Annotated in this window: 22 protein-coding genes; 6 read left to right on the plus strand and 16 right to left on the minus strand. The window is 61.6% G+C overall.

Features of this window, described 5'->3' with window-relative positions; translation table 11 throughout:
• Positions 1 to 87: 87 nt before the first annotated feature.
• The 3 genes from rpoD to rpsU all read right to left on the minus strand — a co-directional run bounded on the left by rpoD (position 88) and on the right by rpsU (position 4,505).
• On the minus strand, positions 88 to 1,938 hold the full coding sequence (gene rpoD, locus ACE4QZ_RS04090) for an RNA polymerase sigma factor RpoD (RefSeq protein WP_021782703.1): 1,851 nt from the start codon (positions 1,936 to 1,938) through the stop codon (positions 88 to 90).
• Between the two features lie 67 nt (positions 1,939 to 2,005).
• On the minus strand, positions 2,006 to 3,988 hold the full coding sequence (dnaG, locus tag ACE4QZ_RS04095) for a DNA primase (protein WP_021782704.1): 1,983 nt from the start codon (positions 3,986 to 3,988) through the stop codon (positions 2,006 to 2,008).
• 301 nt (positions 3,989 to 4,289) lie between these two features.
• Positions 4,290 to 4,505, minus strand: coding sequence for a 30S ribosomal protein S21 (gene rpsU / locus ACE4QZ_RS04100; protein WP_003255575.1), 216 nt, complete (start codon positions 4,503 to 4,505; stop codon positions 4,290 to 4,292).
• 204 nt (positions 4,506 to 4,709) lie between these two features.
• On the opposite strand from rpsU, the gene tsaD reads away from it, so the two are divergent.
• Positions 4,710 to 5,735 (plus strand): tRNA (adenosine(37)-N6)-threonylcarbamoyltransferase complex transferase subunit TsaD, encoded by a 1,026-nt coding sequence (gene tsaD / locus ACE4QZ_RS04105; protein WP_021782705.1) that lies wholly within the window; start codon positions 4,710 to 4,712, stop codon positions 5,733 to 5,735.
• Positions 5,736 to 5,752: 17 nt separating this feature from the next.
• On the opposite strand, the gene plsY is transcribed toward tsaD, so the two are convergent.
• Positions 5,753 to 6,322 carry a glycerol-3-phosphate 1-O-acyltransferase PlsY gene (plsY, locus tag ACE4QZ_RS04110; protein ID WP_021782706.1) on the minus strand — a complete coding sequence of 190 codons (570 nt, stop codon included), beginning with the start codon at positions 6,320 to 6,322 and terminating at the stop codon, positions 5,753 to 5,755.
• 74 nt (positions 6,323 to 6,396) lie between these two features.
• Between plsY and folB the strand changes: the two genes are divergently transcribed.
• Positions 6,397 to 6,753 (plus strand): dihydroneopterin aldolase, encoded by a 357-nt coding sequence (gene folB, locus ACE4QZ_RS04115; protein WP_004576188.1) that lies wholly within the window; start codon positions 6,397 to 6,399, stop codon positions 6,751 to 6,753.
• The gene (gene folK / locus ACE4QZ_RS04120) at positions 6,744 to 7,253 is read left to right on the plus strand and encodes a 2-amino-4-hydroxy-6-hydroxymethyldihydropteridine diphosphokinase (protein ID WP_021782707.1); all 510 of its coding nucleotides are present in this window, start codon (positions 6,744 to 6,746) and stop codon (positions 7,251 to 7,253) included. The genes folB and folK overlap by 10 nt, the downstream gene beginning before the upstream one ends.
• A 208-nt stretch (positions 7,254 to 7,461) precedes the next feature.
• Here folK and ACE4QZ_RS04125 read toward each other — a convergent pair whose 3' ends face one another.
• From ACE4QZ_RS04125 to ACE4QZ_RS04175, 11 genes are all read right to left on the minus strand, one after another.
• Positions 7,462 to 8,568, minus strand: coding sequence for a multifunctional CCA addition/repair protein (locus ACE4QZ_RS04125; protein ID WP_021782708.1), 1,107 nt, complete (start codon positions 8,566 to 8,568; stop codon positions 7,462 to 7,464).
• A gap of 55 nt (positions 8,569 to 8,623) precedes the next feature.
• Positions 8,624 to 10,192 (minus strand): SpoVR family protein, encoded by a 1,569-nt coding sequence (locus ACE4QZ_RS04130; RefSeq protein WP_010951740.1) that lies wholly within the window; start codon positions 10,190 to 10,192, stop codon positions 8,624 to 8,626.
• Positions 10,189 to 11,460 carry a YeaH/YhbH family protein gene (locus ACE4QZ_RS04135; RefSeq protein WP_021782709.1) on the minus strand — a complete coding sequence of 424 codons (1,272 nt, stop codon included), beginning with the start codon at positions 11,458 to 11,460 and terminating at the stop codon, positions 10,189 to 10,191. Before ACE4QZ_RS04135 ends, ACE4QZ_RS04130 begins: the two co-directional genes overlap by 4 nt.
• A gap of 155 nt (positions 11,461 to 11,615) precedes the next feature.
• Positions 11,616 to 13,538 (minus strand): PrkA family serine protein kinase, encoded by a 1,923-nt coding sequence (locus tag ACE4QZ_RS04140; RefSeq protein ID WP_021782710.1) that lies wholly within the window; start codon positions 13,536 to 13,538, stop codon positions 11,616 to 11,618.
• Positions 13,539 to 13,820: 282 nt separating this feature from the next.
• The gene (glpE, locus tag ACE4QZ_RS04145; protein ID WP_010951742.1) at positions 13,821 to 14,153 is read right to left on the minus strand and encodes a thiosulfate sulfurtransferase GlpE; all 333 of its coding nucleotides are present in this window, start codon (positions 14,151 to 14,153) and stop codon (positions 13,821 to 13,823) included.
• A gap of 14 nt (positions 14,154 to 14,167) precedes the next feature.
• Complete coding sequence (locus ACE4QZ_RS04150; protein WP_021782711.1) at positions 14,168 to 15,034, minus strand: symmetrical bis(5'-nucleosyl)-tetraphosphatase; 867 nt, start codon at positions 15,032 to 15,034, stop codon at positions 14,168 to 14,170.
• Positions 15,034 to 15,414 (minus strand): Co2+/Mg2+ efflux protein ApaG, encoded by a 381-nt coding sequence (gene apaG, locus ACE4QZ_RS04155; protein ID WP_021782712.1) that lies wholly within the window; start codon positions 15,412 to 15,414, stop codon positions 15,034 to 15,036. Before apaG ends, ACE4QZ_RS04150 begins: the two co-directional genes overlap by 1 nt.
• A gap of 140 nt (positions 15,415 to 15,554) precedes the next feature.
• Positions 15,555 to 16,358 carry a 16S rRNA (adenine(1518)-N(6)/adenine(1519)-N(6))-dimethyltransferase RsmA gene (gene rsmA, locus ACE4QZ_RS04160; RefSeq protein WP_003255558.1) on the minus strand — a complete coding sequence of 268 codons (804 nt, stop codon included), beginning with the start codon at positions 16,356 to 16,358 and terminating at the stop codon, positions 15,555 to 15,557.
• Positions 16,355 to 17,344, minus strand: coding sequence for a 4-hydroxythreonine-4-phosphate dehydrogenase PdxA (gene pdxA / locus ACE4QZ_RS04165; RefSeq protein ID WP_003255557.1), 990 nt, complete (start codon positions 17,342 to 17,344; stop codon positions 16,355 to 16,357). The genes rsmA and pdxA overlap by 4 nt, the downstream gene beginning before the upstream one ends.
• Positions 17,341 to 18,666 carry a peptidylprolyl isomerase SurA gene (gene surA, locus ACE4QZ_RS04170; protein WP_021782713.1) on the minus strand — a complete coding sequence of 442 codons (1,326 nt, stop codon included), beginning with the start codon at positions 18,664 to 18,666 and terminating at the stop codon, positions 17,341 to 17,343. Before surA ends, pdxA begins: the two co-directional genes overlap by 4 nt.
• Positions 18,641 to 21,475: an LPS-assembly protein LptD gene (locus ACE4QZ_RS04175; protein WP_031322158.1), complete on the minus strand. Its 2,835-nt coding sequence runs from the start codon at positions 21,473 to 21,475 to the stop codon at positions 18,641 to 18,643. The genes surA and ACE4QZ_RS04175 overlap by 26 nt, the downstream gene beginning before the upstream one ends.
• Before the next feature lie 130 nt (positions 21,476 to 21,605).
• Here ACE4QZ_RS04175 and ACE4QZ_RS04180 point away from each other — a divergent pair, with 130 nt between their 5' ends.
• The 3 genes from ACE4QZ_RS04180 to ACE4QZ_RS04190 are packed head-to-tail and all read left to right on the plus strand — an operon-like array spanning position 21,606 to position 24,062.
• Positions 21,606 to 22,625, plus strand: coding sequence for an aminoglycoside phosphotransferase family protein (locus ACE4QZ_RS04180; RefSeq protein ID WP_021782715.1), 1,020 nt, complete (start codon positions 21,606 to 21,608; stop codon positions 22,623 to 22,625).
• Positions 22,622 to 23,293, plus strand: a complete 672-nt coding sequence (murU, locus tag ACE4QZ_RS04185; RefSeq protein WP_028696956.1) for an N-acetylmuramate alpha-1-phosphate uridylyltransferase MurU — start codon at positions 22,622 to 22,624, stop codon at positions 23,291 to 23,293. The genes ACE4QZ_RS04180 and murU overlap by 4 nt, the downstream gene beginning before the upstream one ends.
• Position 23,294: 1 nt before the next feature.
• Positions 23,295 to 24,062, plus strand: coding sequence for a TerB family tellurite resistance protein (locus ACE4QZ_RS04190; RefSeq protein ID WP_021782717.1), 768 nt, complete (start codon positions 23,295 to 23,297; stop codon positions 24,060 to 24,062).
• Positions 24,063 to 24,089: 27 nt separating this feature from the next.
• On the opposite strand, the gene ACE4QZ_RS04195 is transcribed toward ACE4QZ_RS04190, so the two are convergent.
• Positions 24,090 to 25,088: an alpha/beta hydrolase family protein gene (locus tag ACE4QZ_RS04195; RefSeq protein WP_021782718.1), complete on the minus strand. Its 999-nt coding sequence runs from the start codon at positions 25,086 to 25,088 to the stop codon at positions 24,090 to 24,092.
• Positions 25,089 to 25,163 lie beyond the last annotated feature (75 nt).

Below are 25,163 nucleotides of genomic sequence, written 5' to 3' on the forward strand. Positions count from 1 at the left end.
GGGCATTGCTGCAGGCGTGCAACGGAAGGGGGGCTTTATGTGGCGGGCCACTAAAGAAAAACCCCGGCCTGGGCCGGGGTTTTGTCATCACTCGTCGAGGAAGGAGCGCAGGTGCTCGCTGCGGGTCGGGTGGCGCAGTTTGCGCAACGCCTTCGCTTCGATCTGACGGATCCGCTCACGCGTTACGTCAAACTGCTTGCCCACCTCTTCGAGGGTGTGGTCGGTGTTCATGTCGATACCGAAACGCATGCGCAGCACCTTGGCTTCGCGTGCAGTCAGGCCCGAGAGCACGTCACGGGTGGCTTCCTTGAGGCTTTCGACTGTGGCCACGTCGATCGGGGACTGCATGGTCGAGTCCTCGATGAAGTCGCCCAGGTGCGAATCTTCGTCGTCACCGATCGGGGTTTCCATGGAGATCGGCTCTTTGGCGATCTTCAGTACCTTGCGGATCTTGTCCTCAGGCATTTCCATGCGCTCGCCCAGCTCTTCCGGCGTCGGTTCACGACCCATTTCCTGCAGCATCTGGCGGGAAATACGGTTGAGCTTGTTGATCGTCTCGATCATGTGCACCGGAATCCGGATGGTGCGTGCCTGGTCGGCGATCGAACGGGTGATCGCCTGACGGATCCACCAGGTGGCATAGGTCGAGAACTTGTAGCCGCGACGGTATTCGAACTTGTCCACCGCTTTCATCAAGCCGATGTTGCCTTCCTGGATCAGATCGAGGAACTGCAGGCCACGGTTGGTGTACTTCTTGGCGATGGAAATCACCAGACGCAGGTTCGCCTCGACCATTTCTTTCTTGGCGCGGCGGGCCTTGGCTTCACCGATCGACATGCGACGGTTGATTTCCTTGATCTCGGCAACGGTCAGGCCGGTTTCGGTCTCAAGGTCGATCAGCTTCTGCTGGCAAGCGACGATGGCAGCGTTCTTTTCACCCAGGGCGGCAGCCCACTTGGTGTTGCGCTTGGCCAGGTCACCGCTCCAGGTCTGGTCGGTTTCGTTGCTTGGGAACATGCGCAGGAAGTCGGCTCGCGGCATGCGGGCGTCACGTACGCACAACTGCATGATGGCGCGTTCTTGCTGTCGCAGACGGCTCAGGGCGTCACGTACACGCTCGACCAGTACCTCGAACTGCTTCGGTACCAGCTTGATCGGCATGAACAGGTCGGCCAGGGCCTGCAGGGCCTCGATGCTTTCCTTGTGGCTACGACCATTCTTCTTCAGGACCTTGGAGGTTACCTGAAGCTGATCGGATACCGCACCGAAGCGCTGGGCCGCGACTACCGGGTCCGGGCCGCTTTCGGCCTCTTCCTCGTCGTCACCGCTTTCGGATTCTTCTTCGTCGTCGTCGGACTCTTCCTTCGCCGCAGCGGCCTTGGCGCCCGGGATCGGCACTTCTTCGGTTGGCGCGGCAATGTTGTCGTCAGGGTCGATGTAACCGCTGAGAACGTCCGACAGGCGGCCACCCTCGGTGGTGACGCGGTCATATTCGCCGAGAATGTAGTCGACAGTGCCCGGGAAGTGGGCGATAGCGCCCATGACTTCGCGAATGCCTTCCTCGATACGCTTGGCGATTTCGATCTCGCCTTCGCGGGTCAGCAGCTCGACAGTACCCATTTCGCGCATATACATGCGCACCGGGTCGGTCGTGCGGCCGATATCGGTTTCAACTGCCGCCAACGCAGCAGCGGCTTCTTCGGCCGCGGCTTCATCGGTGTCGGCTTCCGCCAACAGAAGGGCATCCGCATCCGGAGCACTCTCGAATACGTTGATCCCCATGTCGTTGATCATGCGGATGATGTCTTCCACCTGTTCCGGATCTGAAATATCCTCAGGCAGGTGGTCGTTGACCTCCGCGTAAGTCAGGTAGCCCTGCTCACGACCGCGGGTGATCAACTCTTTGATACGAGACTGCTGTTGCGCTTTTCCGGACATAACACCCTATCCACTGAAGGTCTTGGCGGGCAAAAAACAAGCCGAGGATTATACCCGAGCATGGGCCTCACGCGCCAGATGAGGTCGGCGTTTGTGCGGGAACATTTCGGCTCAGCAGGGCGAGGAGCTGGTTTTTTTCCTCGCTGGTCAATTCGCTTTGACGTGATTTCCTGAGCAGTTGTTCCAGGCTGCGCTCGCGTTGGCGGGCGGACAAGCTAGTTATAGTGTCGAAAAACTGTTGTTCAAGGTTGTCGGCTACGATAAGCCATTCCTTTTCCGCCAGGGCCCGCAGCAGGCGGCCTTGTTCGGTGCCGTGCCAACGTGCGATCAACTGCATTGAGCTTAGCCCAGGATTTTTCTGCGCGGCTTCGATCAACGCCACCAGCAGTTGGCTGTACAGGTGCTCTTCGTCGGCGAAGTGGCTGGCATCTTCCACCTTGCCGGCCAGCAGCGGGTGGTGCAGCAAGGTGCGCAGGGCGGCCAGGGTCGGTGGCTCGACCGGTGCTGGCACGCGCGGAGGTGCTTCGTCGCGTTGTTGCCAGGGCTTGCCGCCCTTGCGGTTCTTGTCCCAGGGTTTGTCGCTCCACGGCTTCTTGCTGCCACCCTTGCTGGGTTTCCACGCCTGCTCCTGATGAACGGGGGCAAAATCGTGCTGCGGCATGTCGCCGTAGTCGGGGGTGTAGCTGGCCATGGCGTCGTAGTCGTAGCCAGGGTCATAGTCCGGCATGCTGCTGGCCGCCGGGGCTTGTTGCGCCAGCTGCTCGACCTGCTGAGGGTCGAGGCCGGTGATTTCCTTCAGGCGGTTGCGCATCAGCTGACGCAGGTTGGCGCCGGGGATCTTTTCGATCAACGGTGCGGCCAAGGTCGCCATATGCGCCTTGCCTTCCAGCGAGCGCGGGTCGGCCTCGACGCCAAGTTGCTCGAAGAAGTAGTCGGCCAGCGGTTGGGCGTGCTGGTTGATACGGGCCATGAAAGCGTCGGTACCTTCGGCGCGCACCAGGCTGTCCGGGTCTTCGCCTTCGGGCAGGAACAGGAAGCGCGCGCGACGGCCGTCCTGCAGGTTCGACAATGTCGATTCCAGTGCGCGCCAGGCCGCCTTGCGCCCGGCCTGGTCGCCGTCAAAACAGAACAGCACGCTGGGCACCACGCGGAACAGGCGCTTGAGGTGCTCTTCGCTGGTGGCGGTGCCAAGGGTGGCCACGGCATTGCGCAGGCCTTGCTGGGCCAGGGCAATGACGTCCATGTAGCCCTCGACGACGATGATCTCGTCAAGGTTGCGGTTGTGCTTGCGCGCCTCGTACAGCCCGTACAGTTCCTGCCCCTTGTGGAACACAGGTGTTTCCGGGGAGTTCAGGTACTTGGGCTTGTCGTCGCCGAGCACCCGGCCACCGAAGGCGATGATGCGCCCGCGGCTGTCACGTATCGGGAACATTACCCGGTCGCGGAAGCGGTCGTAGCGCTTGCCGCTCTCGGCGTTCTCGATCAGCAGGCCGGCATCGATCATCACCTTCTGCTGCAGGGTGTCGGCACCCAGGTGCTTGAGCAGGTTGTCCCAGCCGGGTGGGGCAAAGCCCAGGCCGAAGTCGCGGGCAATTTCCCCGGACAGGCCGCGGCCCTTGAGGTAGTCCACCGCTGCCTTGCGTGACGGGTGGCTGCGCAGAGCCTGGCGGTAAAACTCCGAGGCGGCGTCCAGTAGCGGGTACAGTGGCGAGTCAGTTGGCTGGCGCGGCTTCTGGTCGCGGCGGCCTTGCTCGCGGGGCACTTCCATGCCGGCGGCGCGGGCCAGTTCCTCGACGGCCTGGGGGAAGTCCAGGTTGTCGTGGTCCATGACAAAGCCCAAGGCGTTGCCACCGGCGCCACAGCCGAAGCAGTAGTAGAACTGCTTGTCGGGGCTGACCGTGAAGGACGGTGTTTTTTCTTTGTGGAACGGGCAGCAGGCGGAGTAGTTCTTGCCGGTTTTTTTCAGCTGGACGCGCGAACTCACCACGTCGACGATGTCGAGGCGGTTGATCAGGTCGTCAATGAAACTCTGGGGAATCAGCCCGGCCATGGCAGTCTCGTAATCTGGCAACTGGCAAGTCTAATCGCTCACGCGCCGAATGGGGCGAGTGCTGCTTGGGGAAGTGCGAGGGAATGTGCTCGTCGCCAGCCCCTAAGGGCTCGTCAGTCGGACGTGCACGTCTGGTCATACAGCAAGGAGGACCAGCTCTGACGTTTCAGGCAGGTTGCCCATGTGCAGTCCGCATGAAGCTTGTGCAGGGCCTTGAGCTAGCTGCTCAAGTTTGAAGCGACCACTGCCATCGCCCGGGGGTTAGCCGGGCAGGGCAGAAGCTTTGCGTTGAACGCCTGTATTAGTACAGACGAACGGCGCGGCGCTGTTCGCGCTGAACTTTCTTGGCGTGACGCTTAACAGCAGCAGCTGCTTTGCGCTTACGCTCTGCGGTCGGCTTCTCGTAAAACTCGCGGCTACGAACTTCAGCCAGTACACCGGCTTTTTCGCAGGAGCGCTTGAAACGACGCAGAGCTACGTCGAAGGGTTCGTTCTCTTTAACTTTGACGGCTGGCATCCAGGGCTACCTTAATTCATTACCGGGGTAGACGTGCTCCTGGCAAAACAAAGGTGTGCTGGAGAACGTCGGTTTTCAAGGGTTGCGGATGTTAACCCTTAGCAAGCCGGAATGCAAAGCCTCTGATCGAAAACCGCTGGTCGGCACCCGACACGGGGACTATCATGCGCGGCTTCGAATTCAGCCCCCACAAGGGACGAGCCCATGCTAGTACTGGGATTGGAAACATCCTGCGACGAAACTGGCGTCGCATTATACGACAGTGAACGGGGTTTGTTGGCCGACGCACTGTTCAGCCAGATCGACCTGCACCGCGTCTTCGGTGGCGTGGTGCCCGAGCTTGCCTCGCGTGATCACGTCAAGCGCATGCTGCCGCTCATCCGCCAGGTGCTGGACGAGGCAGGCTGCGTTGCCACCGAAATCGACGCCATCGCCTACACCGCGGGCCCCGGCCTGGTCGGCGCCTTGCTGGTGGGCGCTTCCTGCGCCCAGGCGCTGGCCTTTGCCTGGGACATCCCGGCGATCGGCGTGCACCACATGGAAGGCCACCTGCTGGCGCCCATGCTGGAAGAAAACCCGCCCGAGTTTCCGTTCGTCGCTTTGTTGGTTTCCGGTGGCCATACCCAGCTGGTTCGGGTCGATGGCATCGGTCAGTACGAACTGTTGGGCGAGAGCCTGGACGATGCTGCCGGTGAAGCGTTCGACAAGACCGCCAAGCTGATCGGCCTCAATTACCCAGGCGGTCCGGAAATTGCGCGTCTGGCCGAACAAGGTGTGGCCGGGCGCTTCGTGTTCCCGCGGCCAATGACCGATCGGCCAGGCCTGGAATTCAGCTTCAGTGGTCTCAAGACCTTCGCCCTGAACACCTGGCAGCAATGCAAGAATGCTGGCGACGACAGTGAGCAAACCCGTTGCGACCTGTCTCTGGCATTCCAGCAGGCGGTGGTGGAGACTTTGACCATCAAGTGCAAGCGGGCGCTCAAGCAGACCGGCCTCAAGCGCCTGGTCATCGCGGGTGGCGTGAGTGCCAACAAGGCCCTGCGCGCGTCCCTGGAGGACATGCTCGGTAGCATCAAGGGCAACGTGTACTACGCGCGCCCGCAATTCTGTACCGACAATGGTGCGATGATCGCCTACGCCGGTTGCCAGCGCCTGTTGGCCGGGCAGCAGCAAGACCTGGCGATCAGCGTGCAGGCTCGCTGGCCGATGGAGCAGTTGCCGCCGCTGTAAGGTAGGGCGTCGAAGGTTCAGAAGTGCCGTTCGCGCCCTGCAAACAAGTCGCGCAGGTTGTTGCGGTGGCGCCACACGATCATCAAAGTCAGTACGCTGATCGGCAGCAGGGCCTCGGGCTCGCGCCAGGCCAGCAATGGCAGGGTGAGTGGCGTGGCAATCAGTGCCGCCAGTGAGCTGGTGCGCGTGAGGTAGAAGGTCAGCAGCCAGGCGCCGATGGCCAGCAGCGCGGCCGGGAAATACAGGCCCATGAGCATGCCGGCAGCCGTCGCCACGCCCTTGCCGCCCTTGAAGCGGAAGTACAGGGGGAACAGGTGACCCAGCACCGCGCATATGCCCACCCAGGCCTGCGCGTGCAGGTCCAGCCCGGCAGCGCGGGCGAGCAATACCGGCAAAAGGCCCTTGCACAGGTCGCCAAGCAGGGTCAGGATCGCCAGTTTACGGCCTGCCAGGCGTAGCATGTTGGTGGCGCCGGCATTGCCTGAACCGCTGGAACGCGGGTCCGGGCTGCCCGAAAGGCGGCTGAGAACAATGGCGAAGGACAGCGAGCCGAGCAGGTAGGCGAGCAACGCCAGTAACCAAAACATGCTAACTATTCCGGGCGAGGACGCCCTGATTCTAACGGCGCCAGTCGCCCTTGTCGTGCTGTGGAGAGAAGTGCTTGGACAGAGTGTTCATCGAAGGCCTGGAAGTCGATACCGTCATCGGTGCCTATGACTGGGAGCGGGATATTCGCCAGTGCTTGCGCCTGGACCTGAGCTTTGCCTGGGACAACCGCCCGGCTGCCGCCGGAGACGACCTGAACCTGGCGCTGGACTATGCCAGTGTGTCGGCGCGCATCCAGGCGTTTGCCGAACAGGCCCGTTTCGAGCTGGTTGAAACATTTGCCGAGCGCCTGGTGGCCACCTTGATGGACGAGTTCCACATCCCCTGGGTGCGGTTGAAGCTGACCAAGCCGGGCGCGGTGCCGGCGGCCCGTGGTGGTGTAGGCGTGGAGATCGAGCGCGGATGTCTTTGAACACGGTTTACCTGGGCCTGGGCAGCAATATCGACCGTGAGGCGCATTTGTGCGCCGGGCTCGATGCGTTGGCTGGCATCCTGACCGACATGCGCTGTTCGCCGGCTTTCGAAAGCCAGGCGGTGGGTATCAAGAGCGGGCCGTTCATCAACTTCGTGGTGACCGGGCAAACCGCATTGCCGTTGATCGAGCTGGACCGCCGGCTGAAGTTCATCGAGGCCGACAATGGCCGCTATGCACCGGACCGCAAAGGGTTGCCGCTGGATATCGACGTGCTGATGTATGGCGATTTGCACGGTACCTTCGATGGGCTGGTACTGCCCCGGGCCGAGATCCTGAAGAACGCCTTTGTGCTGTGGCCGCTTTCGTTGCTGGCGCCCGACCTGGTGCATCCGGGGGTGGGCAAGCGCATGGCGCAGCTGTGGCAGGAAGCGCAGATCGATCAGGTGCTGGCTCCGGTCGCCTTTGAGTGGCGCGGGTTGCAGTTGACGCCCGCTTAAGCCTGCATCGGCCTCTTCGCGGGTAAACCCGCCCCTACAACGGCCTGTGCCCAACCTCTGATGTGTGCCCCCTGTAGGAGCGGGTTTACCCGCGAATACGGTGGTGACTGCGACGGTGAACAGCGGTCGGAAATTGGCCAGCAGGCCCGGCCCTTTCGCGGGTGAACCCGCTCCTACAGCGGCTTCAGCCGCGAAGAGGCCGGGAGGTCTAACCGCGCTGGTAAGCCTCGAGCGCTTTCAGCCGTTCACCTTTGAGTGCTTCGCCCAGCGCCTGACCCGTCAGCCCGGCTTGCACCAACGGCTTCACATCCACCGCTCGCGCCGCCGCTGCTGCGCCTCGCAGGTAATCGGCCTGTGGGTAACCCCGCTCGCCATCGCCCAACGCCGCCATCTCGCAAACGACCACAAAATCCTCGAACCGCTGCGGCCGTCGGTAGACATCGAACTTCTGCAACAGCTCCAGCAGTGCCGTGGCCGGCAGTTCGAGCGCCTGATTGCCCTGCGCCAGGCACTCCCCTGTCAGCATGGCCAGTTCCTGGCATTCACGCGGTGCCTTCAGGCGCTGGTTGACGGTTTTGATCGATGTCGGTGCCAGCCCGCGCAACAGGCAGGCCCAGCGCACGAGCAGCGGTTGTTCGTGCGCCGCCGCCTGCTCCAGCGCCGACAGTGTCCGGGAGCCGTCATCGAGCTCAGGCAGCAGCTCCTGCAGGGCCCCGCACGCGCTCAGCACCTTGAAGAATACCTGTGGTTGCACTTCCATCAGCGCGCGCTCGATTTCCTTCCAGCTGCGCTCAGCAGTGAGTGCCTGCAGTTCGCCCGAGGCGCTGATCTGGCGCATCAGCGTCAAGGTTTCATCGGCAACCCGGAAACCCAGTGGCGCATAGCGGGCAGCAAAGCGGGCAACACGCAGCACGCGTAGAGGATCTTCGGCGAATGCCGGGGAAACATGGCGTAGCAGGCGTTGATCCAGATCTTTCTTGCCTTGGTAGGGGTCGTATAGCGTGCCGGCTTCATCCTCGGCCATCGCATTTATGGTCAGGTCGCGACGGATCAGGTCCTCTTCCAGGGTTACGTCGGGGCTGGCGTGAAAAGTGAACCCGCCGTAGCCTCGCCCACTCTTGCGCTCGGTGCGCGCCAGGGCGTATTCCTCGCCGGTTTTCGGGTGCAGGAACACCGGGAAATCGGCGCCCACCGGCCGATAGCCCTTGGCGAGCATTTCTTCGACTGTGGCGCCCACCACCAGCCAGTCGATATCGCTGACAGGGCGGCCGAGCAGGCGGTCGCGCACGGCGCCGCCAACTTTGTAGATGTGCATGTGCAGCTCTCCATAACTGCCGACAGGATAACCCGTCGGCGGTCATGGAGTTGCATCAGAGGTGGTGGATAACGGCCAGGTCCATGCGGCCGTAGTCGGCGCTTTCGCTATGCTCGCCGCGCGGCGGCATGTGGTGAGTACTCATCACTTGCTCGCCTTGCACGGTCTCCAGGTGGATATCGAAGCCCCACAGGCGATGCAGGTGCTTGAGCACTTCGTCGGTCGAGTCCCCCAGCGGTTTGCGGTTGTGTTGCTGGTGTCGCAGGGTCAGTGAGCGGTCTCCGCGGCGGTCGACGCTCCAGATCTGTACGTTCGGTTCACGGTTGCCCAGGTTGTACTGCGCTGCCAGTTGCTCCCGAATCACCCGGTAGCCGGCCTCATCATGGATGGCAGGCACCAGCAGGTCGTCGCGCTGGTCGTCATCGAGGATGCTGAACAACTTGAGGTCGCGCATCACCTTGGGCGACAGGTACTGCAGGATGAAGCTCTCGTCCTTGAAGCTGCTCATGGCGAACTTGATGGTAGAAAGCCAGTCGCTGCCGGCAATTTCGGGGAACCAGTGGCGATCTTCTTCGGTGGGGTTTTCGCACATGCGGCGGATGTCGGTGTACATCGCAAAGCCCAGCGCGTAGGGGTTGATGCCGCTGTAGTACGGGCTGTCGAAGCCGGGCTGGAACACCACGCTGGTGTGCGACTGCAAGAACTCCATCATGAAGCCTTCGGTAATCAGCCCCTCGTCGTACAGGTCGTTCATCAGGGTGTAGTGCCAGAAGGTTGCCCAACCTTCGTTCATCACCTGGGTCTGGCGCTGGGGGTAGAAGTACTGGGCGATCTTGCGCACGATGCGCACTACCTCACGTTGCCAGGGTTCAAGCAGCGGGGCGTTTTTTTCGATGAAATACAGGATGTTTTCCTGCGGTTCGGCGGGGAAGCGCCCCTCATCGCGGTCGTTGCCCTTTTCGGCGTTCTTCGGAATTGTCCGCCAAAGGTCGTTGATCTGACGCTGAAGATGCTCTTCGCGCTCCTGTTGCCGGCGCCGCTCTTCTTCGGCAGAAATAGGATAGGGCCGCTTGTAGCGGTCGACACCGTAGTTCATCAGGGCATGGCAGGAGTCGATCAGGTCCTCCACTGCATCAATACCGTGGCGCTCTTCGCACTGGGCGATGTACTGCTTGGCGAACACCAGGTAGTCGATGATCGAACTGGCGTCAGTCCAGGTGCGGAACAGGTAATTGCCCTTGAAAAAGCTGTTATGGCCGTAGCAAGCGTGGGCAATCACCAGTGCCTGCATGCACATGGTGTTTTCTTCCATCAGGTAAGCGATACAAGGGTCGGAGTTGATCACGATCTCGTAGGCCAGGCCCATCTGGCCCCGGCTGTAGGACTTTTCCGTGCTGAGGAACTGCTTGCCGTAGGACCAGTGGTGGTAGCCCAGCGGCATGCCGACAGATGCGTAGGCGTCCATCATCTGTTCGGCAGTGATTACCTCGATCTGGTTGGGGTAGGTGTCCAGGGCGTAACGCTCGGCCAGACGGCTGATTTCCCGGTCGTAGGTCTGGATCAGCTCGAACGTCCACTCGGACCCAGTGGAAATGGGTTGGCGTCTCTGTGCTCTGGCGGTCATGTGGCTAACCTGCGCTGGAAGAGTTCACGGAAGACCGGGTAGATGTCGCCGGCCGATACCAGCTGCTGTTGGGCGAACGTGTCGGGGAAAGCATCGCCGATACGCTCGTACTCATACCACAGCGCCTGGTGTTCACGGGGGGTGATCTCAACGTAAGTGTAGTACTGCACATGCGGCATGATCTGTTTGGAGAGGATGTCGCGGCAGATCGGCGAGTCGTCGTTCCAGTTGTCGCCATCGGAAGCTTGCGCGGCATAAATATTCCAGTCGCTGGCCGGGTAGCGCTCGGCCATGATCTCCTGCATCAGCTTGAGGGCACTGGAAACGATGGTGCCGCCGGTTTCCCGCGAGTAGAAGAACTCTTCTTCATCGACTTCCCGGGCGCTGGTGTGGTGGCGAATGAAAACGACTTCGATGCGCTCATAGTTACGCTTGAGGAACAGGTACAGCAGGATGAAGAAGCGCTTTGCGATGTCCTTGGTGGCCTGGGTCATCGAGCCGGATACGTCCATCAGGCAGAACATCACCGCCTTCGAGCTTGGGTTGGGTTGCTTGACCAGCAGGTTGTACTTGAGGTCGAAGGTGTCGAGGAAGGGCAGGCGGTTGATACGCGCTTTCAGGCGCTCGATTTCCTGTTCGATTTCCTGGATATCGGTGAAATTGTCCGGCTCTTCGACCCGCAGGCGGTCGAGTTCCTTTTGTGCTTCGCGCAGCAGGGCGCGGCTGCTGCCGGTCAGGGCGATACGCCGGGCATGGGCCGAGCGCAGGGTGCGCACGATGTTGATGCGTGACGGGTTGCCTTCGTTGGCGATGCCGGCCCGAACGGTCTTGAAGGTGTCGGCGCCAGTCAGGTGACGTTTGACCAGGTTGGGTAGCTCAAGGTCCTCGAACATGAATTCGAGAAATTCTTCCTGGGTGATCTGGAAGACGAACTCGTCCATGCCCTCGCCGGAATTGCCGGCCTTGCCGCGACCGCCACCACCTCCACCGCCTTGCGGCCGTGGGATGTGTTCACCTGCCGTGAATTCTTTGTTGCCAGGGTGCACGATGGTCTGTTTGCCCCCACGACCATGATGCAAGACCGGTTCGTCGATGTCGCGTCCGGGAATACTGATCTGCTCGCCGTGTTCCATATCCATGATGGAGCGGCGGCTCACCGCCTCTTCGACGGCCTTCTTGATATGTTCGCGGTACCGCCGCAGGAAGCGCTGGCGGTTGACCGTGCTCTTGTTCTTGCCGTTCAGGCGTCGGTCTATAACGTAGCTCATGGTCCCTCCGGTGACTGGATGCAGCTGCAACCCACAAGCTGCAAGCCACAAGCTTCAAGCTGCAAGAAAGAGCAGCCACCGCCGCTGCAAGCTGTGACGCGGGCGGCAATGCCAACGCCAGGCAGCTTGCAGCTTGCGGCTCGTAGCTTGCCGCTTTATTGCGATTTCCTGACCCGCAGGTACCATTCCGACAGCAGGCGCACCTGTTTGTCGGTATAGCCACGCTCCACCATCCGGGTGACGAAGTCGTTGTGTTTCTTCTGGTCCTCTTTGCTGGCCTTGGCGTTGAAGCTGATGACGGGCAGCAGGTCTTCGGTGTTGGAGAACATTTTCTTCTCGATCACGACCCGCAGCTTTTCATAACTCAGCCAGCTTGGATTCTTGCCATTGTTGTTGGCGCGTGCGCGCAGTACGAAGTTGACGATCTCGTTGCGGAAGTCTTTCGGGTTGCTGATACCTGCCGGTTTCTCGATCTTCTCCAGTTCTTCGTTGAGCGCAATGCGGTTAAGAATTTCGCCGGTTTCCGGGTCGCGGTATTCCTGATCCTGGATCCAGAAGTCTGCGTACAGCACGTAGCGGTCGAAGATGTTCTGGCCGTATTCGCTGTAGGACTCGAGGTAGGCGGTCTGGATTTCCTTGCCGATAAACTCGATGTAGCGCGGCGCCAGGTATTCCTTCAGGTAGCGCAGATAGCGTTCGCGCACTTCAGCCGGGAACTGTTCCTGTTCGATCTGCTGTTCGAGCACATACAGCAGGTGCACCGGGTTGGCGGCAATTTCGTGTGGGTCGAAGTTGAACACCTTGGACAGGATCTTGAAGGCGAAGCGAGTCGATAGGCCGTTCATGCCTTCGTCGACACCCGCGGCGTCCCGGTATTCCTGAATCGACTTGGCCTTTGGATCGGTGTCCTTGAGGTTTTCCCCGTCGTAAACGCGCATCTTGGAATAGATATTGGAGTTCTCTGGCTCCTTCAGGCGCGAAAGCACAGTGAACTGAGCCAACATCTTGAGCGTGTCTGGCGCACAGTGGGCCTTGGACAGTGAGCTGTTGATCAGCAACTTGTCGTAGATCTTGATTTCATCGCTGACCCGCAGGCAGTACGGCACCTTGACGATATAGATCCTGTCGATGAACGCTTCGTTGTTCTTGTTGTTGCGGAAGGTGTGCCACTCCGATTCGTTGGAGTGCGCCAACAGAATACCGGTATAGGGGATCGCCCCAAGGCCTTCGGTACTGTTGTAGTTGCCTTCCTGAGTGGCGGTGAGCAAGGGGTGCAGGACCTTGATCGGCGCCTTGAACATTTCGACGAATTCCATCAGGCCCTGGTTGGCCCGGCACAGCGCGCCCGAGTAGCTATAAGCATCGGCGTCGTTCTGTGGGTATTCCTCAAGTTTGCGGATATCGACCTTGCCGACCAGGGCAGAAATGTCCTGGTTGTTTTCATCGCCGGGTTCGGTCTTGGCAATGGCGATCTGGTTAAGAATCGACGGGTACAGCTTCACCACCTTGAACTTGGAGATGTCACCGCCAAATTCCTGCAGGCGCTTGGTGGCCCAAGGCGACATGATGGTGTTGAGGTAGCGCCGTGGGATACCGAACTCTTCCTCGAGAATGGCCCCATCTTCAGTGGCATTGAACAAGCCCAGAGGTGACTCGAAGACCGGCGAGCCCTTGATCGCGTAGAACGGCACCTTTTCCATCAGCTGCTTGAGTTTTTCCGCCAGCGAGGACTTGCCGCCGCCCACCGGGCCCAGCAGATAGAGGATCTGTTTCTTCTCTTCCAGGCCTTGGGCGGCGTGGCGGAAGTACGACACGATCTGGTCGATGCACTCTTCCATGCCATGGAAGTCGGCAAAGGCCGGATAGCGGCGGATAACCTTGTTGGAGAAGATGCGCGACAGCCTGGAGTTGGTAGAGGTGTCGATCAGCTCTGGCTCACCGATGGCCAGCAACAGCCGTTCGGCCGCCGATGCGTAGGCACTGCGATCCTCTTTGCACAGCTCGAGGTACTCCTGCAGCGAGAGTTCTTCCTGGCGCGTAGACTCGAAACGTTGTTGGAAGTGGCTAAAAATACTCATGACGTCACCTCGCTCGATACGTGGAGACGACGCCGGATCAGTCAGCTGATGCTGGCATGCAACCGGGTTGGCCGATTGCTGTATACCCCCCAGAACACCCTGTAACGCTACCGATGACCCGCACGCCGGTGTACCGGCTCTCCCCTTTTTGGATGGCCTGAGCTTAAGCGTAGTTGGTTATCTGCAAGATCAAGGGGCGAGGAAGGCAGAAGTTACGAACGACCGTTCGTCAGATAAGCCGCAAGCCCGCGCGGGGCACGGGCTGCAGGGGAAAATAAAAAATTATTCAGCGTTGCCCTGAGCGGTCTCGGCCGGGTAGGTCGCGCGCCACAGTTCGAAGCCGCCGTCCACGCTGTAAACGTCGGAGAAACCTTGGCCTACCAGGTAGGCGGCAGCGCTTTGGCTGGAATTGCCGTGATAGCAGACCACCAGGGTTGGCGCGTCGAGGTCGGCGTTGCGGATGAAATCGGCGACCGAGTGGTTGTCCAGGTGCCGGGCGCCGGTGATGTGGCCGGCGGCAAAGGCCTGCGGGTCGCGAATGTCGACCACGACCGCACCTTCTTTCTTGCGAAGCTCCAAGGCCTGCTCAGGAGGGATGCGCTTGAATTCGCTCATGGGTACTACTTCCTTCAGGTGTGGTCGTTGAGTGTAGTGGGTTGTGCCGGTTGGCGCAGGGTGCCGTCGTCGGCGCAGTCGCAGCGGTGGTATTCACCGCTGTCAACGTTGTACAGGGTCATGGCGCCACCCCATACACAGCCAGTGTCCAGGGCGATGACGTCGGGCTGGGTGACCTCACCCTGCAGAGCGGCCCAATGGCCAAAGATGATCTTCACGTGGCGTGAGCGGCGGTCTTTGTGCGCGTACCAGGCTTTGTAGCCTTTGGGCGCGCTACCCAGGCCTTCCTTGCTCTTGAGGTCGAGTTTGCCATCGGCAGTGCAAAAGCGCATGCGGGTGAAGTAGTTGGTGATGACCCGTAGGCGTTCGACGCCGGCGAGGTTCTTGCGCCACTTGTTCGGCTCGTTGCCATACATGCCTTCGAGGTACAGCTGCAGGCGGGTGTCGTCACGCAGCACTTCCTCGACCTCGGCGGCGAGTTCCAGGGCTTTGCCAAGGGTCCATTGTGGCGGTATGCCGGCGTGAACCAGGGCGATGCCGCGGGGCTCGTCGTAATGCAGCAGCTTTTGCTGGCGTAGCCAGTCGAGCAGCTGGTCGGCGTCCGGCGCTTCAATGATCTCGCGCAGTGTGTCGCTTTTCTTGAGGCGCTCGACGTTGTGCCAGGCGGCCAGCAGGTGCAGGTCATGGTTGCCCAGCACGCAGACCAGTGAATGACGGATCGAGTACAGGAAGCGCAGGGTTTCCAGTGACTCGGGGCCGCGGTTGACCAGGTCGCCCACCAGCCACAGGCGGTCGACGGCGGGGTTGAAACTGACGCGATCGAGCAGGCATTTGAGTGGCTGCAGGCAGCCCTGCAGGTCACCGACGGCGTAGGTAGCCATCAGTGCAGCGCCCCGGGCACTGCCAGGCGGAAGGGGGCAATCTCGGCGTCGAAGCGCTTACCGTCTTCGGCGAACATCTGGTAGCTGCCCTGCATGGTGCCAACGCGGGTGCTGATGACGGCACCACTGCTGTAAGTATGGCTCTGGCCAGGGTCGATGTTGGGTTGCTGGCCAACCACACCGGCACCGCGTACTTCCTCAACCTCGCCGTCACCGTTGGTGATCAGCCAGTGGCGCGATAGCAGCTTGGCCGTGAGCGAGCCATTGTTCTGCACGGTAATGGTGTAGGCGAAAGCGAAACGACTGTTTTCGGGGTCGGATTGTTCTTTCAGGTAGCGGGTCACGACGCTGACGTCGATTTGATAGCGGGGGTCGGACATGCAAGGGCCTTGGGCGAACTGACGCAATAATGCAGTCTAGGCCATTGGGAGGGGGGAGGGCCAGCGGTGATCGGGCTTGGGGTGTTGACTATGCCGGCCCCTTCGCGGGTTTAACCGCGATAAGGCCGGTACAGGCTAAATCAGGCTTGTTGCTGATCAGCCAGTTGGTCAGCCAGGCGCACGAAGGCTGCCAGGTCGAGCTGTTCAGGGCGCAGGCTGCCATCAACGCCGGCAGCCTCGATGGCGGCGCTGTCCAGCAGGCCTTTCATGGTGTTGCGCAGGGTCTTGCGGCGCTGGTTGAACGCTTCGCGAACGACGCGCTCCAGCAGCAGGTGGTCCTTGGCCGGGAACGGCAGCACTTCGTGCGGCACCAGGCGGACGATCGCCGAATCCACTTTCGGCGGCGGGTTGAAGGCACCAGGGCCGACATTGAACAGGTGCTCCACGCGGCAGTGGTACTGCACCATGATCGACAGGCGCCCCCAGTCACCACCGCCAGGGCCGGCGGCCATGCGCTCGACCACTTCCTTCTGCAGCATGAAGTGCATGTCGCGGATCAACCCAGCATGGCTGAGCAGGTGGAAGATCAGCGGGGTGGAGATGTTGTAGGGCAGGTTGCCAACCACCTTGAGGCTGCGCGGCGGCACGCCCAGTTGGTTGAAGTCGAACTTCAGGGCGTCGCCCTGATGCAGGCGGAAGTTGCTGCGATCGGCGAACTTGTGCTGCAGGATCGGCACCAGGTCTTTGTCCAGCTCCACCACGTCCAGCTGTGCGCCACTGCCCAGCAGGCCTTCGGTCAGGGCGCCCTGGCCCGGGCCGATTTCCAGCAGGTGTTCGCCGGCCTTGGCGTTGATGGCGCGCAGGATGCGGTCGATGATACCGGCGTCGTGCAGGAAGTTCTGGCCGAAGCGCTTGCGCGCCCGGTGTTGGTATTGCTCGTTCATGGTCGGTTCTCGGCCATCTGGTAGGCGGTTTCCAGTGCGACGCGCAGGCTGCCGGTGTCGACTTTGCCTGTGCCGGCCAGGTCCAGGGCGGTGCCGTGGTCAACCGACGTGCGGATGATCGGCAGGCCCAGGGTCACGTTCACTGCAGCGCCGAAGCCTTTGTACTTGAGTACGGGAAGGCCCTGGTCGTGGTACATCGCCAGCACCGCATCGCAGTGCTCCAGATATTTGGGGGTAAACAGGGTATCGGCCGGCAGCGGCCCGCGCAGGTCCATGCCTTCGGTGCGCAGGCGGGCCAGGGTCGGCTCGATGATGTCGATTTCTTCGCGGCCCAGGTGGCCGCCCTCGCCCGCGTGCGGGTTGAGGCCGCACACGAGGATACGCGGGTTGGCAATGCCAAACTTGTCGCGCATGTCGGCATGCAGGATACGGGTTACACGTTCGACGCGCTCTGCAGTGATAGCGTCGGCAACATCACGCAGTGGCAGGTGCGTGGTCACCAGGGCCACGCGCAGGCCGCGGGTGGCCAGCATCATTACCACTTGTGCGGTGCGGGTCAGTTCGGCAAGGAATTCGGTATGCCCGGAAAAGGCGATACCGCTTTCGTTGATCACACCCTTGTGCACCGGGGCCGTGATCATCCCGGCGAAGTGCCCGTCCAGGCAGCCTTGCCCGGCGCGGGTCAGGGTTTCCAGCACGAACGCTGCGTTGGCCTTGTCGAGCTGGCCTGGCACCACCGGGGCCGCCAAGGGGGTATCCCAGACGTACAGGCTACCTGCGGGTGCCGGGAGGTCAGGCCATTGGCCCGGGGCTACCGGCAGCAGGCTGACGGCCAGCCCCAGCTGCGTGGCCCGCTCGGCGAGCAGGTCACGGCTGGTGATGGCGATCAGGGGGTGAGGCTGGGCGTCTGCGGCGAGCAGCAGGCACAGGTCGGGACCTATGCCGGCCGGCTCGCCGGGGGTGACGGCGAAGCGCAGGGGCTTCACTGGGCGGCCTGGTCAGCGCCAGGCAGCTTGATTTCAACGTAGGCTTCGTCGCGGATCTGGCGCAGCCAGGTTTGCAGCTCTTCGTCGTACTTGCGATTGCGCAGTACGCTCAGTGCCTGCTGTTCGCGAGCCTGCTCGGTGCTGTCGGTGGCGCGGCGGCCCAGCACTTCCAGAACGTGCCAGCCGTACTGGGTCTTGAACGGTTTGGTCACTACGCCTTGCTGGGCATTGGCCATCTGTTCACGGAACTCCGGTACCAGGCTGTTCGGGTCGACCCAGTTGAGGTCGCCACCGTTGAGTGCCGAACCCGGGTCTTCCGAGAAGCTCTTGGCCAGTTCGCCGAAGTCTTCGCCGCTCTTGATCCTCTCGTACAGGCGCTCGGCCAGCTGCTTGGTGGCCGCCTCGCTGCGGATCTCGCTTGGCTTGATCAGGATGTGGCGTACATGCACTTCGTCACGCAGCACGTTCTCGCTGCCACCGCGCTTCTCCTCGAGCTTGAGGATGATGAAGCCGTTGGGGATGCGAATAGGCTGGGTAATTTCGCCCACTGGCATGCTGCTGAGCATCTTGGCGAAGTCAGGTGGCAGCTGACCGGCTTTACGCCAGCCCATCTCGCCGCCTTCCAGTGCGTTTTCGCTGGCGGAATTGGCAATCGCCATCTGGCCGAAGTCCGCGCCCTGGCGCAGTTGCTGGTACACGTCACCGACCTTGCGGGCCGCTTTCTGGATATCGTCCGAGTTGGCGGCTTCCGGGGTCGGGATGAGGATGTTGGCCAGGCGGTACTCTTCCGACATCTGCATCTTGCCCAGATCCGAGGCCAGGAAGTTCTTCACTTCCTGCTCGGACACCTGAATGCGTTCGGCAACGCGGCGTTGGCGCACGCGGCTGATGATCATCTCGCGCTTGACCTGCTCGCGAGCGTCGTCGAACGACAGGCCGTCATGGGCCAGCGCCGCGCGGAACTGGTCCAGCGACATACCATTGCGCTGGGCAATGGTACCAATGGCCTGGTTCAGCTCTTCGTCGGTGATGCGGATGCCGGAGCGCTCGCCGATCTGCAACTGCAGGTTCTCGACGATCAGGCGTTCCAGTACCTGCGGTTCCAGGGCGCTGGTCGGCGGTACGCCGCCGCCGCGCTTGGCTATTGTTCGCTGGACTTCATGGACACGCTGTTCCAGCTGGCTTTGCATGACCACGTCGTTGTCGACGATAGCCACCACGCGATCAAGAGGTTGCACCGCGGCATGCACCGCGCCACTCAGCAAAGCGGCGCCCAGCAACACTGGGCGCAGACGATCAATAAGCTTGGTCTTCACGTTCACGGTAACCTTGAATGCCTTGGTCGAGGAAAGACTCGACCTTGTTGCCAACTACGCCGCCGAGGCCTTTCAGGACGATCTGAAGGAAGACACCGTGGTCGCCTTTTTCGTTCTGTGGAAGGGCCTGGCTGAAATCGTCGTAGTCGATCCAGTAACGGTTGATCAGGCGCAGCTTCCAGCAGCAGTTGTCGTATTCGAAACCGCCCATGGCTTCCAGGGTGCGGTTGCGGTTGTAGTCATGCTGCCAGCGGGCGATAACGTTCCACTGTGGAACGATCGGCCAGATGACCGAGAAGTCATGCTGCTGGATCTTGTAGTAGTCCTTCACGTAGTTAGGGCTGCCCGGGGTGCCATAGTCACCGCCGCCCACTTTCCAGGTACCGGTCGTGGAGTCGTAGGCGATGGTGTCGTTACGGTAGCGATAACCGAGGTTGACCACCTTGTTCGGGTTGTCTTCAGGCTGGTAGTGGAACATCGCGGCGCCCGAGCGTGGGCTGCGGGTGTCCGGGTCCCAGTTGTAGTTCGAATTGAAGCGCCAGTCGCGGTTGAAGTAGTAGTTGTACATCAGCGCGTACGGCGACACGTCCGACTGCGAGTCGGTGCGGGTGCGGTAGTCGATACCCGGCAACTGGACTTTGCGATCCTTGAAGTAATAGGCCTGGCCGATGCTGAAGTTCTGCCGCTCGAAGCCATTCTCTTCGATCCAGCGGGTTGTCACGCCCAGCGACAGTTTGTTCTCGTCGCCGATACGGTCGATGCCGCTGAAGCGGTTGTCGCGGAACAGCGAGTCGTAGCTGAACACCGTTTCGCCCGTGCTGAACAGCGGGATATCGGTCTGATCCTTGTAGGGTACGTAGAGGTAGAACAGACGCGGCTCGAGGGTTTGGCGGTAGTTGGTACCGAACAACGAGGTGTTACGGTCAAAATACAGGCCGCTGTCGACACTAAGAATTGGAATGTCGCGGTTCTGGTTGCTCTTGAAGTCACCGTAAAGATCGATTCGTTCGGGATGATCAATAAGGTCTTGCTTGCCCTTACTATCCAAATCGAGGTCGTAGTGGGTGTACATGTACTTCAGCTTCGGCGTGATGTAGCCGTAGCTCGCTTCCATGGGCAGACTCATGGAAGGCGCGACGTTCAGACGCGTACCGTTGGAGCGGGCGTTACCGAAGATGTTCTGATCCAGACGGCGCCCGCCCAGCACTTCACCTGTTACAGGATCACGTACTACCCCGGCAGTTGTATCCGGTTGGCCATCCTCGTTGAACACCAGGTCATTCTTCAGGTCGCGATCAAAGCGAACGGCTTCGGTTTCATATCCGAAGTTCAAGCCACCCGGCTCGAACGGCAGCTTACCGTTCAGGGTAATCTGCGGCAGGCGGTCGTACGGCGTGATCTTCGAAATGGTCGCCATTTCGTAGGCATGCACGTTCAACCTTGCGGTGTAGCCGTTGCCACGGTAGGTCAGCGCACCCTGCTGGTCCAGCAGGTCTTTGCTCTCAACACCGATCTGGTCGGACTCCAGGTCCTGGAAGTAGAACGGGTCGCTGATGTCGGTGTAGTCCACCTCGGCCATCAGGCGCTCGTCCAGCCCGCCCTTGTGCTGCCAGTTGACCATCCAGCGCTGATCTTTGTAATCAGTCTGGTCTTTGCGGTCGTCGTTCTTGTCGTTCAGGTAGGCGCCGCCGAACTGGCCTTCGCTGGAAGGCGTCAGATAGCGGAACTCGCCTTCCATCAGCAGGCCGCGCTTGGCCATGTAACGTGGGTACAACGTGGCGTCGTAGTTTGGCGCCAGGTTGAAGTAATACGGCGTGACCAGCATGAAGCCGGTGTCGCTGCTGGTGCTGAACGATGGCGGCAGGAAACCGGACTGGCGACGGTCGTCGATCGGGAAGTAGATGTACGGTGTGTAGAACACCGGGAAATCCTTGACCCGCAGCGTGACGTTGGTCGCGGTACCGAAACCGGTTGCCGGGTTCAGGGTGATGTTGTTGCCCTTCAACTGCCAGGCGTTGCTGCCCGGTTCGCAGGTGGTGTACGTACCGTCCTTGAGGCGGATGATGGCGTTTTCGCTGCGCTTGGCGTACAGGGCATTGCCGCGAATGTGCGACTTGTGCATCACGTATTCGGCGTTGTCGACCTGGGCTTCGCCAGTATCGAGCTGGATCTGTGCCTCGTCACCGACCACCAGCGAACCGTTGTCACGGATCTTGACGTTGCCCTTGAGCTCGCCACGGTTTTCGGCCTGGTAGAGGTTGGCCTCGTCGGCTTCGGCCTGCATGCTGCCCTGGCGCATCACCACGTCACCGGCGAGGGTGGCGATCTGTTGCTCCTGCTGGTACTTGGATACCTTGGCATTGATGTAGGTCGGCGACTCATCCTTCGGCGTGGTGTCGGCCATGCCCGGGCGGGTTGGCTCGATATACGCGCCACCGCAGTAGGGGCCGGTTTCAGCCAGCTGCGCGGCGGTGAGCTTTTCACGCGGAACCCAGTCCAGGTGGCTGTAGTCTTCACTGCGCGACTTCAGGCCACGGCCCTTGGCCTCGGTAACCAGCATGGGCCGGTCCGCAGTTTCGGCTTCGCCCGCAGCTTCGGTACCGGAACTGACGGCTGCACCTTCGTGCACCGGGCGCGGTGGCAGGTTGTTGACTGGGGTTTTGGGCTTGCAGTCCCAACCACCGGCGGCGGACACTTGGCAGTCGAATTGTTCGGCTGCCACTACGTATGAGGTGGCCAGAGGTTGCAGGGCCAGCAGACCGCCGGTTACCAGCAACGGAAACTTTCTACGAAACGCGGGGGATTTCAATGCCATCTTATTAGTCCGGGCTTCCTGCGTGCCATCTGCCCGCGTGTGGGGCCGCACGCCTCTCGATGGTCTGAAAAAGATGCTGGATAATAAAGCATGACCCGCTTGACGGCTAGGGCCGTCGGAGACCCTTGCAATGCCTGAACACGATGTACGCCTGCAACAACTGTCGGTCTGGCTCGATGAGCAGCTCAATGATCTTTTCCGCGACAACGCCTGGGGCGAAGTGCCTGCAGGCAGCTTGACTGCTGCCAGCAGCGACGCCAGCTTCCGCCGCTATTTCCGCTGGCAGGGCGCTGGCCACAGCTTCGTGATCATGGATGCGCCCCCCCCGCAGGAGAATTGCCGACCGTTCGTCGCCATCGACCACCTGCTGGCCGGCGCTGACGTGCATGTGCCGCTGATCCACGCCCAGGACCTGGAACGCGGCTTTTTGCTGCTCGGGGATCTGGGCACTCAGACATACCTTGACATCATCAATGCCGACAACGCCGATGGCCTGTTCGCCGACGCCATCGATGCCCTTCTGAAGTTCCAGCGTTTGCCGATGGACGCGCCGCTGCCCAGCTACGACGACGCCCTGCTGCGCCGTGAAGTGGAATTGTTCCCCGAATGGTACGTGGGGCGTGAGCTGGGCCTGACCTTCACCGATACACAGAAGGCCACCTGGCAGCGCGTCAGCCAGTTGCTGATCGACAGCGCCCTGGCGCAACCCAAGGTGCTGGTACACCGTGACTACATGCCGCGCAACCTGATGCAGAGCAGCCCCAACCCTGGTGTGCTGGACTTTCAGGATGCGGTATATGGCCCGGTCACCTACGACATTACATGCCTGTTCAAGGACGCCTTTGTCAGCTGGCCGCAGGCGCGGGTCGAAGGCTGGCTGAGCGACTACTGGCAGCAGGCGCAGGCGGCCGGCATCCCGGTGCACGCCGAGTTCGAAGCCTTCCACCGCGCCAGTGACCTGATGGGCGTGCAGCGCCACCTGAAGGTGATCGGCATCTTCGCCCGTATCTGCCACCGCGACGGTAAGCCGCGTTACCTGGGCGACGTACCGCGTTTCTTCGCCTATATAGATGAAGTGATCGGTCGCCGGCCCGAATTGGCGGAGCTGGGTGAGCTGATTGCCGAGTTGCAGGCCGGAGCGCGTGCATGAAGGCCATGATCCTGGCTGCGGGGAAGGGCGAGCGCATGCGCCCGCTGACCCTGCACACCCCAAAACCGTTGGTCCCGGTCGCCGGCCAGCCGCTGATCGAGTACCACCTGCGCGCCCTGGCGGCAGCGGGGGTGACCGAAGTGGTGATCAACCATGCCTGGCTTGGCCAGCAGATCGAAGAACACTTGGGTGACGGTAGCCGCTTCGGCCTGAGCATCCGCTATTCACCTGAGGGTGAACCGCTGGAAACCGGCGGCGGTATCTTCAAGGCCCTGCCTTTGTTGGGTGATGCGCCGTTCCTGCTGGTGAATGGCGATGTCTGGACCGACTACGACTTCGCGCGTCTGCAGGCTCCCCTGCAAGGTCTGGCTCACCTGGTGCTGGTCGACAACCCTGGCCATCACGGCCGCGGTGATTTCCGCCTGATGGGCGAGCAGGTCGTTGACGGCGATGACGCGCCAGGCACGCTGACCTTCAGCGGCATTTCGGTGCTGCACCCGGCGCTGTTCGAAGGTTGTCAGGCCGGCGCCTTCAAGCTGGCACCGTTGCTGCGTCAGGCGATGGCGGCTGGCAAGGTTTCTGGCGAACACTATCGTGGCCACTGGGTGGATGTTGGCACGCTTGAACGCCTGGCCGAGGCTGAGTCTCTGATCGGCGAGCGCGCCTGACATGTGGTGGCCAAGCACAGTGATTGGGGTGGGTGCCGGCTTCGCTGTTGCGAGCATACCGGGTGCCTTGCTCGGTGCGTTGCTTGGGCAGGCCATCGATCGCCGGCTGCGCTTGCAAGGCTGGGAAGACATGCGCGAACGCCTGGGTGGGCGCCCTGCATTACGCGACGATGAGTTGTTGTTCGTAATGCTCGGGCGCCTGGCCAAGTGCGATGGTCGGGTAGCCGAGCAGCACATTCAGCAGGCGCGCCAGGAGATGGTGCGCCTGGACCTGGCCGAGGCTGCCCGGCTGCGCGCCATCAGTGCGTTCAACCGTGGCAAGGCGGGCAAGGACCGCCTTGGCGGGCACCTGCGGCGCATTCGCCAGCAGCCCCACGCGGCGGAAGGTACCTTGCGGGCCTGTTGGCGCATGGTCTGGGCTGACGGCAAGATGGGCAACAAGGAGCGTGAGCTGCTGCTGGACTGGGGGCAGAAACTCGGCATGAGCCGACGCCAGGTGCAGGCCATGTCGCTGGAGTACGAGCCGCGCAAGGCCACGGGGGCAGAGGGCTTGCCCATGACCTATGCGGCAGCGTTGCGCTTGCTGGCGGTGGAGGCGGATACCGACACTGACAAGGTCAAGCAGGCGTATCGTCGGCTTGTCAGCCGGCATCACCCGGACAAGCTGGCGGGTACCGGTGCCAGCGAGGCGCAGGTGCGTGAAGCGACCGCGCGTACCCGTGAGTTGCACCAGGCCTATGCCATGATCCGCAAGCGGCGCGGCCTTTGATGGCCCACCACAAGGATCAAGCCGAACTCAACCCTGAGGGCTTATCCACCCCCGCACCCGGCGGAACAATTGCTCTTGTTCCGCCGCTTTGTTTCCCGGTATGGCGATCAACGACAACTGGCGATACTGGCTATCCTTCTGCCGCTTGCTGGCCTGCAGGCGTTGCTGGGCTGCGTTGCGGTCAGCGCTGCGGGTCGCGTAGTAGATATCAGCTGTCGGTACCTTCAAGGTTGGGGCCAGGCTTTCCAGGTCATGCTCCACCCGTGCAGGTGTCTGAGCAGCAACCATCACCAGTTTTTGTACCTGCGGTGGCTGCTTCTCGCTCAGGTAGCGCGCCGCCCAATATGCACCGCTACCATGGCCGATCAGTACGATGCTGCGGGCGTTGTGTTGCTGGGCGAACGCCACGGCGGCATCCAGGCGGGCGAAGATGCGTTCGGCATCTGCCGGGTCGGACTGCTCGCTGGCTTGTTCGGCGTCGGTGCTTTCTGCCGTGTCGGCATCGGCTGCCGTGGCTTGGGCCACGTTGGCGTTGGCGTCGGCCGGCACGTCCTTGGCCGGTGCGCTTTCGCCTTTGTCTTGCGCAGGCGCTGCAGGTGGTGCGGTTTCGACCCGCGCTTGCGGGCTGTCGGCGAGCAGGTCGGGCAGGCTGACGCTCAGGCTGTGCCAGCCGATATCAGGGAATTTTTGCCGCAGTGGGCCGACTGCATTTGGCCAGTCGGCCGTTTCGCCAGCACCGGGGACAATGATCACTGCCCCTTGCGGATCGTTGTCGTTGGCCGGCTTCCACAGGGCCAGGAAGCTGTCGGCACCGGCCTGAAGGGTCTGCTGCTCAGCTTTGGGCAGCAGCCGCTCCAGCGCCAGGGCATCCTCTTGGCTGCGTTCCAGCAAAGGTGGGCGTGGGGCTTCGGCAGCCGGTGCCACGGTACTTGCAGGTGGTGTTTCGGCATCAGCGGCCAGGGCGCCGAGTGGAAGGACCGAGGCCAGGCAGCACAGTGCCAGCGTCGTGCGATAAAGTGTGGACATGAGTCAACCCAAGGCCAGAATGAAACCGGCAGCCTAATAGTATTTGCCCGTGACGGCCATGCTGCATGGTCGTCT

Origin of the sequence: Pseudomonas sp. DCA-1 (assembly GCF_046523955.1) — a bacterium.
Classification (GTDB): Bacteria; Pseudomonadota; Gammaproteobacteria; order Pseudomonadales; family Pseudomonadaceae; genus Aquipseudomonas; species Aquipseudomonas putida_Y.